At 60.9% G+C, this 10,994-nt stretch carries 5 protein-coding genes; 2 read left to right on the top strand and 3 right to left on the bottom strand.

The window, feature by feature from the left end; all coding sequences use genetic code 11:
• Positions 1 to 1,878, top strand: a 1,878-nt coding sequence (locus GIW04_RS21880; protein WP_329607633.1) for an SET domain-containing protein-lysine N-methyltransferase, incomplete at its 5' end; no start/stop codon positions are given.
• Between the two features lie 21 nt (positions 1,879 to 1,899).
• On the opposite strand, the gene GIW04_RS21875 is transcribed toward GIW04_RS21880, so the two are convergent.
• Both GIW04_RS21875 and GIW04_RS21870 read right to left on the bottom strand, forming a co-directional pair.
• Complete coding sequence (locus GIW04_RS21875) at positions 1,900 to 2,925, bottom strand: acyltransferase family protein (protein ID WP_120248375.1); 1,026 nt, start codon at positions 2,923 to 2,925, stop codon at positions 1,900 to 1,902.
• An 82-nt stretch (positions 2,926 to 3,007) separates the two neighbouring features.
• Entirely contained in the window at positions 3,008 to 5,299 is a 2,292-nt protein-coding gene (locus GIW04_RS21870; RefSeq protein ID WP_120248271.1) for a fatty acid cis/trans isomerase, read from the bottom strand.
• A 166-nt stretch (positions 5,300 to 5,465) separates the two neighbouring features.
• On the opposite strand from GIW04_RS21870, the gene metH reads away from it, so the two are divergent.
• On the top strand, positions 5,466 to 9,176 hold the full coding sequence (gene metH, locus GIW04_RS21865) for a methionine synthase (RefSeq protein ID WP_120248273.1): 3,711 nt from the start codon (positions 5,466 to 5,468) through the stop codon (positions 9,174 to 9,176).
• A gap of 122 nt (positions 9,177 to 9,298) precedes the next feature.
• On the opposite strand, the gene GIW04_RS21860 is transcribed toward metH, so the two are convergent.
• Positions 9,299 to 10,994, bottom strand: a 1,696-nt coding sequence (locus GIW04_RS21860; protein ID WP_268939250.1) for an NEL-type E3 ubiquitin ligase domain-containing protein, incomplete at its 5' end; no start/stop codon positions are given.

Genomic DNA, 10,994 nt, shown 5'->3' with positions numbered 1-10,994 from the left:
CAACTGAGACATGGGACCATCACCGCCCGGCGCAGGCGCTCGGTTGACCCTGGCACCTGGAAGCCACTGCAGACGGGGGACAAACTGTTTACCGTCGACGGCTTCGCCAACATCCCGATGCGCAACGTCGGCAGCCTCGACGCCCCCGACTATCGCTTGATAGATACGGCCTCCAATAAAGCCTTCGGGCCGCGCTATCGAGAGCCGATCACGGTGATCAGCAATAGCAGCCCGCTGATCCGTCGATACGCGGTCGACCCCGAGTTGATCCGTGGCCTTAAGCCCGACGCACGCGGGATCTTCTCCCGAGTGGACTACAACCAGAAATATATCTGCAATATTGATGATAAAGGCAAGATCGCGGTGTACCAGATCCGCGACAACTCCTATGGCTTTATCCAGGAAGCCGCCGCTGGCGCCGACAACAGCTTTTCCATTGTCCTGGTCAATCCCAAAACCAACCGGGACTTGTCGATCACGCTGTCCTCGGTAGAGCCCGGACATTGGTACTCAGGCCAGATCAAACTGACAGGCGGCGCGCCGGATGCACCCAGCATGGTAACGCCATCGGTGCTGTTGAAATGGACCGAGGCCAGCGAAGACGCCCTGAAAAAAACCATGGACACCTTCGTCAATACTTACAACCTGGACCCCAACGCCTTTCGGCAGTTTGTCAGCACCCGCAACACCCTGACGCGCAGAGGGCAACAGATGCTTGACCGTGCGGGAACCGCCCGTACCAGCGTCACCTACGATCATCTGGAGCGCTGGAGCAAGGCATCCCAACGCGAGCGCAACAGTCTCACCCTCGAAGGATTTGCCGCCGATCATAATCTGGACCCGGTGGCCTTCGCCGAGTACGTAAACCTGGATGGCAGCTACCGAGCGCCAGGCAAAGTGCTCGCCAAATATGCGCGCGGCGAGGAATTCGACGACCTCAAACCCGAGCACCTGGATGCGTGGAACAAGCACTACAACGCCGCCAACTCAAAGGTATCCATGCGCGCGTTTGTCGAACAGAACAACCTCAACCCCGTCATCTGGAGCAGCTACGTCAACGACAATGGCAGCATGACCCGTGCCGGCAAAGACAGGTGGCTATTCGGACAAAGAAGCCCCCAGGACCAGCCGGTAGCCAGGAAACGCCCCGCGCCGCCCACGCCCGGCAGCTCAAAACGCCCACGCCTGGAAGAGGACGCGGTACCCACCCGGCGCCGCTCCAGCTCGATCACGGCGTCCTTTGATCATAAAATCAACAATAACGCACCGATCCTGCAGGACCCGACAGACATCAGGCGCAGTTTGACCCTTGAGCTTGAAGGCCCGCTGCACAGCATCGAGATTACCGACGCCAACCGTTTTTTTGACGAGTTCACCGGCCTGCAACATGTTGAAGTCAAGGCAGCCGCGACCAATAGTATTCGTGAATGGCTTTCCAATGAGGGCAGCCATCATCGTCGGCTTGATCGCCTGGTGGAGGTCAGGAAACTGGCGGATGGCCCGGAGCGCGGCCTGTCGGTGGTGGCCAGAACCGATATTAAGCGTTTCGACGTGCTTGGGCCGTACACGGGCAAACTGCATCTGGATCAAGCCTCGATCAATACCGAGATCCTGGAAAAAGGCGAGGCGGCTGTCGGTACGTATCTATTCCAGACCCACACTCAAGGCGCGACCATCAGCGGCCACGGCAACAGCAATACGCTGAGCCTGATCAATGCGGTCAAGGTGCCGAACCTGCCCGACGTGGGCATCGAAAATGTCGGCGCCCTGTATGTAGGCAACTACATGGTGTTTTTAATCGCTTGGCGAGATATCCCTGCCGGGACCGAGTTGCTGATGGACTACGGCAAGGCCTACTGGAAGTACATAAGGCCTTGAACCCCACCCCAGGCGGCAGTCCTAGTGCCTTTGCCTGGAAAAGGGCATCGACTCATCTAGGCCGAACCAATGCTTGATCCGGCGATGCGTGCCCTTCTCCAACACGTGGTAGCTGAAAAATGCACCGAGCGCGATGACGACGATGCAGACAGGCACCATGGTGTATGGGCCTACCCCACGATGCTCGATGGCCCAGCGTCCAGCGCACAACACCAGTACATGAAGCAGGTATACCGAGTAGGAGCAGTCCCCCAGCATTTTTATAAAGCGCGAGCCGTGGAAGTACGGCTCCAGCGCCACACAACTGATCACCAGCACGGCGCTGGGCACGCCCCACTCCAATGCGCGGGGGACATCCGCGCCCTGATAAATCGCCGCCAGCGCCGCCACGATACCCAGCAACGCCAGCCACAGCCTGGCCCGACACAGGCCACGGCGGTACAGCATGCCGATCACCACGCCCATGAGGAACTCCAGCACAATGTCATTGCGGTAAAACCCGTCGGCCAAGTCAAAGAAGGGGCCAATGACATAACACACCAGGTACAACAACACGGCCACTACCCATAGCCGATAGGCTTCACGCACCAGCAGCGCAACAGCAAACAGACAGTAGAACAGCATCTCGAAATTCAGCGTCCAGCCGACATCCAGCAGTGGATAGACGCCATAGCCCGCCGGGTTCTGCGCGGGGATAAAGAGCATCGACAAAAGTACATGGCTCAGTTCGAGCTGAACGTCTGGAAACATCGAGGGCATGGCCATCACCAGCAAGGCCAACAGCAACGTATAGAACCAATAAGCCGGAGCAATCCTGGCCAGGCGCATGAGCATAAAGCGCCAAGGTGTCAGCGCTTTATCGGCACTTGCGAGGAAAATCACCAAGCCGCTGATGACGAAGAACACATCCACGCCAGCGCCGCCTTTTTCCACTAACAGGTCCTCCAGCGCGTTGTGGGCCTCAAAGTTGAAAAACAGCTGCATGACGTGGTGCCCCACCACCAGCCATGCCGCCAACGCGCGCAGCAACTGCACTGAAATCAACATCGGCATCCCCTTTCCAGTCCGTAGGTAGATATCCGACTGCTTCAGCCCCCGCGTGGAGAAATGACCGGATCAATAGCTGTAGTTATAGGTTCTCATAGCGGTTCATGTCCAATACGCCCTCTTCCACCGGCGTGGTTTCGTGGATGTATTGCGACAAGTCGTGGAAGTACTGCCAGAACAGCGGGTGACTGCGGCGCACACCCCAGCGGTCGACGATTTTCTCGAAGCTCTTGGCGTCCTTGGCCTGCTCCATCTGCGCGACAAACTCAGGCACTTGCCGGGCGGGAATATTGAACATGAAGTTCGGGTAGCTGCTGAGCACGCCTGGGTAGATCGTCACCGTGTCCAGCCCCGGCTGATAGCGATACGCCTCTCCCAGCAGGAACGCCACGTTACTGTGGGCACGGTTGCGCAGCAGGCTGTAGACCTCGCGCTTGCCGCTGGCGGTTTCGATGCGCAGCATGGTGGCTTCGGGCAATTGCTCGATCACCTTGAGCCCCGCCGCCGGGCGCGAGGTCAGGCGGCTCAGGGCTTGCTCGGCATCCTGCAAGGCCGGGTCAATGCCGTCGCGGGAGCAGAACGCGCCGCTGCAGCGGTTGATCGGGTCGGGGCTGGCGTTCAAATGGCCGTAGCGGGTCAGCAACTGGTCGGCGAAGTCACGCTTGGGGTCCTTCTCGCTCAGGTGCAAACCACTGGCCTTGTCATCGTCAATCGCTTCGTAGTCCAGCCACAGCTTGAGCTTGCCGCTGTTCTGGTACCAATCGTCCATGAAGTCTTCGCGGGTATCCGCTGGCATCAAGCGCAGGAAGTTCTGCTCGGCGCCGTTGCGGATCAGGTCGAAATACAGCCGGGTCTGGGCCTGGTGCGAGACGTTGCCAAACACATCGAAATTCACCGCCAACTGGTAATAGGTGCGTTCCAGCAGTGGGTAGTCGAACAGCCACATCGTCTGCGGGACTTCGCCAATCAGGCCCTTGGTCACCGAGGCGCTGTCGAAATGGCGGAAAATGCTCAACAAGGCGTTGTCATTGCCCGCCCACAACGTCGACCAGCTCGGCGCCGGCAGGTCTGCGTAGTTGTCACGGCGCAGGGCTTCGTACTGGTTGCGCTTGTCGCGATACGCCAGCCACAGGCTCAGCACGCTGCCCACATCGTCATTTTGCCCCGGCATGGCCAGCAACGGCGTGGCCTGGCCGCGATAGCGCGCATCGGTGATGTACAGATCGTGGTCGGGGTCCTGGAACAGCGTCCAGAAGTTATCGCGGATCACGTCCGTGGCGATCTGCCCACGGCACACCGGCCCGCGAATGAAAGTACGCACGAAGTATTCGGCGTTATCGAGCATGAACTGGTAGCGCGCTTTGGCCGGGATCGCTTCGAATGTCGCGAACGGGTTGGCACGGCTGCCAGGGCCGTAGCCTGGCAAGGCCGTGACCTGCCAATCGCCGGCGTAGAACAGCGCCTTGATCCGCGCCATCTTCGCCGCGCTGAAGGGGTAAGTGATGTGGGTTTTATGCACGATCACACCCTGCACCGGCCACAGGCGGTAGTACACCTGGGTGCCTGGGTCGTCGTTGGGGCGACGGGTGGCGATCAGGTCAATCGGCTGGCCACTGGGCGTACGCGAACGCACCCACTGGAAGTAATGCCCCGGCTCGCCATTCTCGAAATAGATATGCGCCAGAAACAAATGTTCGAACAGCCAGCGGGCCACCAGGCTTTCCCGGGCGCCGGGCTGGTTGAACAGGTTTTCCCACTGCTGCACTTGCAGGGCTTCCTTGGCGCTGGGTGCCAAGCCTTGCTCATCAATTGGCGCACCGGAGGCCAGCCAGCGTTGCAACGTCTGGTATTGCTGGTCGGTCAGGCCGGTAACCGCCAGCGGCATGCCTTCCTTGGGGTGAGCGCCGGCATAGGCATTGAACTCGCCGGGCGTCGCGCACATGTTTTCGCGGTTGAGCCCCAACACAATGTTCTCGGGCAGCTTGGCATTGGGCGCCAGCGGCGCGTTGTGCCCCAGTTCCAGCATGCGCGTCATCAACGCAGCCTGGCTGCCCTGGGCATCCAGCACCGAATAGAAGCCCTTCTGCTGCCACGCCTGTTTACCGAATGCGTCATAAAACAAGCGGGTGGTGGGCGTGGCCTGGCTGCGCTCGCCGTCATACACCGGCATTTTGCTTGCACCCCGCGCTGCGCCTTCGGCACTGCCCAGGTTGAGCTGGCACGCGGAGTCATAGCAGGCATGGCAGGCCACGCATTTTTCAGTAAAGATGGGTTGGATGTCGCGGGTGTAGGAAATCGCCGAAGCGGGACCTGCCGCCTGAGCGCTGCTGGCTATCAAGGCCAGGACGGCGCTGACGATTAAACGAAGTGACATGTATCCGGTCCCGATTCAAGGCGTGCGGTGTTTGAAGTGGCGTGATTCTACCGGGCCATGCACCCCAGCAACATGAGCGATATTCATGCAAAACCTCTACATGCTCCAAAAGCCCGCAGGTTTGTTATGATTCACGCCCTCCGAAATGCCTGACCAGAGTAGTCCCATGTCCGACCGAAGCGTTCGTCTGCAAGCCCTTCACCACGCCCTCAAGGAACGTATCCTGATCTTGGACGGTGGCATGGGCACGATGATCCAGAGCTATAAGCTTGAGGAGCAGGACTACCGTGGCAAACGCTTCGCCGATTGGCCGAGCGACGTCAAGGGCAACAACGACTTGCTGGTGCTCACCCGTCCCGACGTGATTGGCGGCATCGAGAAGGCGTACCTGGACGCTGGCGCCGACATTCTGGAAACCAACACCTTCAACGCCACGCGCATCTCCATGGCCGACTACGGCATGGAAGAGCTGGCGTATGAACTGAACGTGGAAGGCGCACGCCTGGCGCGCAAGGTGGCCGACGCCAAAACCCACGAGAACCCGGCCAAGCCGCGTTTTGTCGCCGGTGTACTGGGCCCGACCAGCCGCACCTGCTCGCTGTCGCCAGACGTCAACAACCCCGGCTACCGCAACGTGACCTTCGATGAGCTGGTGGAAAACTACACCGAAGCCACCAAGGGCCTGATCGAAGGCGGCGCCGACCTGATCCTGATCGAAACCATCTTCGACACCCTCAACGCCAAGGCCGCGATCTTCGCCGTGCAAGGCGTGTTCGAAACCCTGGGTATCGAACTGCCGATCATGATTTCCGGCACCATCACCGACGCCTCCGGCCGTACCCTGTCGGGCCAGACCACCGAAGCGTTCTGGAACTCCGTGGCCCACGCCAAGCCGATCTCGGTCGGCTTGAACTGCGCCCTGGGTGCCAGCGAGCTGCGCCCCTACCTGGAAGAGTTGTCGAACAAGGCCAACACCCATGTGTCGGCGCACCCCAACGCGGGCCTGCCCAACGAGTTCGGCGAGTACGACGAACTGCCGTCGCAAACCGCCAAAGTCATTGAAGAGTTCGCCCAAAGCGGCTTCCTGAACATCGTCGGCGGTTGCTGCGGCACCACGCCAGGGCATATCGAAGCCATCGCCAAGGCCGTGGCCGGTTATGCGCCGCGCCCGATCCCGGACATTCCCAAGGCCTGCCGTCTGTCGGGCCTGGAGCCGTTCACCATCGACCGCAGTTCGTTGTTCGTCAACGTCGGCGAGCGCACCAACATTACCGGCTCGGCCAAGTTCGCCCGCCTGATCCGTGAAGACAACTACACCGAAGCCCTTGAAGTCGCCCTGCAGCAGGTGGAAGCCGGCGCCCAGGTGATCGACATCAACATGGACGAAGGCATGCTGGATTCGAAGAAGGCCATGGTGACCTTCCTCAATCTGATTGCCGGCGAACCCGACATCTCCCGCGTGCCGATCATGATCGACTCCTCCAAGTGGGAAGTGATCGAAGCCGGCCTCAAATGCATCCAGGGCAAGGGCATCGTCAACTCCATCAGCATGAAGGAAGGCGTGGAGCAGTTCATTCATCACGCCAAGCTGTGCAAACGCTACGGCGCGGCGGTGGTGGTGATGGCTTTCGACGAAGCCGGCCAGGCCGACACCGAAGCGCGCAAGAAAGAAATCTGTAAACGCTCCTACGACATCCTGGTCGATGAAGTCGGCTTCCCGCCGGAAGACATCATCTTCGACCCGAACATCTTCGCGGTCGCCACCGGTATCGAAGAGCACAACAACTACGCCGTCGACTTCATCAACGCCTGTGCCTATATCCGTGACGAACTGCCCTACGCGCTGACCTCCGGTGGCGTGTCCAACGTGTCGTTCTCGTTCCGTGGCAACAACCCGGTGCGCGAGGCGATCCACTCGGTGTTCCTGCTGCATGCGATCCGCGCGGGCCTGACCATGGGCATCGTCAACGCCGGCCAGTTGGAGATCTACGACCAGATCCCCGTCGAGCTGCGTGACGCCGTGGAAGACGTGGTGCTCAACCGCACGCCGGACGGCACCGACGCCTTGCTGGCGATTGCCGACAAGTACAAGGGCGACGGCAGCGTCAAGGAAGCCGAGACCGAGGAATGGCGTGGCTGGGACGTCAACAAGCGCCTGGAACACGCACTGGTCAAGGGCATCACCACGCACATCGTTGAAGACACCGAGGAATCGCGCCTGTCGTTTGCGCGCCCGATCGAAGTGATCGAAGGCCCGCTGATGTCGGGCATGAACATCGTCGGCGACCTGTTTGGCGCCGGTAAGATGTTCCTGCCCCAGGTGGTGAAATCCGCCCGCGTGATGAAGCAGGCGGTGGCGCACTTGATCCCGTTCATCGAGCTGGAAAAAGGCGACAAGCCCGAAGCCAAGGGCAAGATCCTGATGGCCACGGTCAAGGGCGACGTGCATGACATCGGCAAGAACATCGTTGGCGTGGTACTCGGTTGCAACGGCTATGACATCGTCGACCTGGGCGTGATGGTGCCGGCGGAAAAAATCCTGCAAGTGGCCAAGGAGCAGAAGTGCGACATCATTGGCCTGTCCGGCCTGATCACGCCGTCCCTGGATGAAATGGTGCACGTGGCCCGCGAGATGCAGCGCCAGGATTTCCACCTGCCCTTGATGATCGGTGGCGCCACCACCTCCAAGGCGCACACGGCGGTGAAGATCGAGCCCAAGTACAGCAATGACGCGGTGATCTACGTCACCGACGCCTCCCGCGCCGTGGGCGTGGCCACGCAGTTGCTGTCCAAGGAGCTGAAGGCCGGTTTCGTCGAGAAAACCCGCCTGGAATACATCGACGTGCGTGAGCGCACCTCCAACCGCAGCGCACGTACCGAGCGCTTGAGCTACGCCGCCGCCATCGCCAAGAAGCCGCAGTTTGACTGGAGCGACTACACGCCAGTGGTGCCGACCTTTACCGGCGCCAAGGTGCTGGACAATATCGACCTCAACGTGTTGGCCGAGTACATCGACTGGACACCGTTCTTTATCTCCTGGGACCTTGCCGGCAAATTCCCGCGCATCCTTACCGATGAAGTGGTGGGTGAAGCCGCCACCGCGCTGTACGCCGACGCCCGGGCCATGCTCAAGAAGCTGATAGACGAAAAACTCATCAGCGCCCGCGCCGTGTTCGGTTTCTGGCCGACCAACCAGGTGCAGGACGATGACCTCGAAGTCTACGGCGACGACGGCCAGCCGATTGCCCGGTTGCATCACCTGCGCCAGCAGATCATCAAGACCGACGGCAAGCCGAACTTCTCCCTGGCTGACTTCGTCGCGCCCAAAGACAGCGGCGTAACCGACTACATCGGTGGCTTTATCACCACCGCCGGCATCGGTGCCGAGGAAGTCGCCAAGGCGTACCAGGATGCTGGCGACGATTACAACTCGATCATGGTCAAGGCCCTCGCCGACCGCCTGGCCGAAGCCTGCGCCGAATGGCTGCACCAGCAGGTGCGTAAAGAACACTGGGGCTACGCCAAGGATGAGCAACTGGACAACGAGGCGCTGATCAAGGAGCAATACAGCGGCATCCGCCCTGCCCCCGGCTACCCGGCGTGCCCGGACCACACCGAGAAGGCGCAGTTGTTCCAACTGCTCGACCCCGAGGCCCGCGAAATGCAGGCCGGGCGCAGCGGGGTGTTCCTCACCGAGCACTACGCTATGTTCCCGGCGGCGGCGGTCAGTGGCTGGTACTTTGCCCACCCGCAGGCGCAGTACTTTGCCGTGGGCAAGGTCGACAAGGACCAGGTGGCCAGCTACACCGCGCGCAAAGGCCAGGATCTGGCCGTGACCGAACGCTGGCTGGCGCCGAACCTGGGTTACGACAACTGACAGAGCGAGGCCGAACTCGGTCAAAATGTGGGAGCGGGCTTGCTCGCGAATGCGGTGCTTCAGTCAACTTATCAGTGACTGACACTCTGCTTTCGCGAGCAAGCCCGCTCCCACATTAGTTCTCAGCGGATGCTGGCCAGGCGTTGTATCTCCATGCGCGACAGTTGCATCAACTTCAGGTTACGCGCGGTCGCCCGCTCCACTTCCAGGCGATTCAGCGCTTCTTCGTAGCGGCGCAGGCTCTGGGCATCGGCACGCTCGGCGTGCTCGTCCTCCAGCGCTTCATACTTCTGCGCAAGCTCCTTGTTCAGCGCATCGAATTGTTCGGGATAGCGCTCTTGCAGGTACCGAGCCCAATGATCCTGGGCGACCAGGTACTCGATGAACTCATCGGAGTCTTCCTGGACGATGATGCTGGCCTGGATCTGCGCGCGCCGGGTGCCCTCGATCGGGCGACCAAACGCCATGTACTCCGGTTGCCCCGGCAGTTCTAAACCGTCGGGCCAGCCATGGGTCAAGCCTATGCGATACCTCAAGCGCTCCTCGGCCCGGTCCAGGCCCGTGGCCGACGCTTCGGCCAATTGATCGACCCGGTCGAGCCGGAACAACTGCCGCGATAAATCCAGCAGCGCTCGCCCTCGAAGATCGGGCCTTTGCAACGGGATGCCGTGCAAGGCGCGGTGTTCGAATACACGTACCTCCATCTGACTGAAGGTGAGGATACGCCCGTCGATACAGGTGCCGTGGGTTTCGGCCTCGACGAACAACAGGCTGCGTAACTCCGCATTCGTGGTGGCCACCTCGATCACGTCCCACACCCGCTGCGTGAGACCGGCGCGGTTGAAGTTGAACTCCGAGGTCAGGCGCAGGCTCGACATCAACCAGAAAAACCGGTCGTGTCCAGGGGCTTGTGCCAGTTGCTCCCACAGCGCCGTGCGCTGCGCGATCTGCCTAGGGTTGGAACCCTCCAGCCAGGGCTCCAGCGACGCCGGGGCAACAGCGAGCTGCGGCTCGGGCAACGCCTCCACAGGCTCGACGCCAGCCCCCCCATCACCGTCCGGGTCTGAGTCGGAGCTCGAATCGGTATCGGAACTGGCGTCTGAATCCGTGTCGGCACCTGCCTCGAAGCGCCGGTGCCAACGGTCAAGTTCTGCCCTTGGCAACCCCATCAATTCAGTCAATTGGTGCCTGTCGGCGTAACGGTACAGGGCCTCGCGCGCGGCCGGCGTCAGAGTGTGGTTACCCGACAAGTCAGTGCCTGTTACCAACGCATCATGGGCGCCACTGAGCAGGCTGGGCGGCAAGTTGGCTAACACATTGCCACTCAGGTCCAAGTGGGTCAGGTGTGAGGCGGCCAATACCCCCTCGGGCCATGTTGAAAGGCTGTTGTAGCTCAGGTCCAGCGTTTCAAGGCGGCTGAACGCGCTGGCATCGAACGTCTCCAGGTCGTTGTGGCTCATGTCCAGCCAGCGCAGGCGCTCGGCGCCCACCTGAGTTGGCAGCGTGGGTGCCTGCGTGAACAGGTTGGTGGCCAGTTCCAGCCGTTCAAGTTGCGCCATGCCTGCGACCGCATCGGGCAGTACTGATAGTTGGTTAGCGCTGAGTATCAAACGGTTTGCCCGCGTGAAAGCGCCCAGAAACTCGTTACTGCCTTGGGCCGTCAGCCTGACACCGGTTAAATCGAGTGTGCGGACATGCTCGAAGGCCATGTTGAGCGCGGGCAGATCGCCGGTCTTCAGCCCCTTCAGGCTCAGTGTGTCCCCCGCCTCACCGGTGTGCCCCGCCGTCACGCCTTGCTGCCAGGACAAACGGATAGAC

Origin of the sequence: Pseudomonas sp. PA-4-8C, from assembly GCF_021606625.1 — a bacterium.
In the GTDB taxonomy this organism is placed as follows: Bacteria; Pseudomonadota; Gammaproteobacteria; order Pseudomonadales; family Pseudomonadaceae; genus Aquipseudomonas; species Aquipseudomonas lactis.
The sequence above is the reverse complement of the archived record's forward strand: the minus strand, read 5'-3'. Positions and strand labels throughout refer to the sequence as shown.

Coding starts and splice junctions, on each gene's coding strand:
- GIW04_RS21875 (WP_120248375.1), bottom strand. CDS start 2,925: ATGTTGATTTCAGTGCAGTTGCTGCGCGCGTTGGCGGCATGGCTGGTG.
- GIW04_RS21870 (WP_120248271.1), bottom strand. CDS start 5,299: ATGTCACTTCGTTTAATCGTCAGCGCCGTCCTGGCCTTGATAGCCAGC.
- metH (WP_120248273.1), top strand. CDS start 5,466: ATGTCCGACCGAAGCGTTCGTCTGCAAGCCCTTCACCACGCCCTCAAG.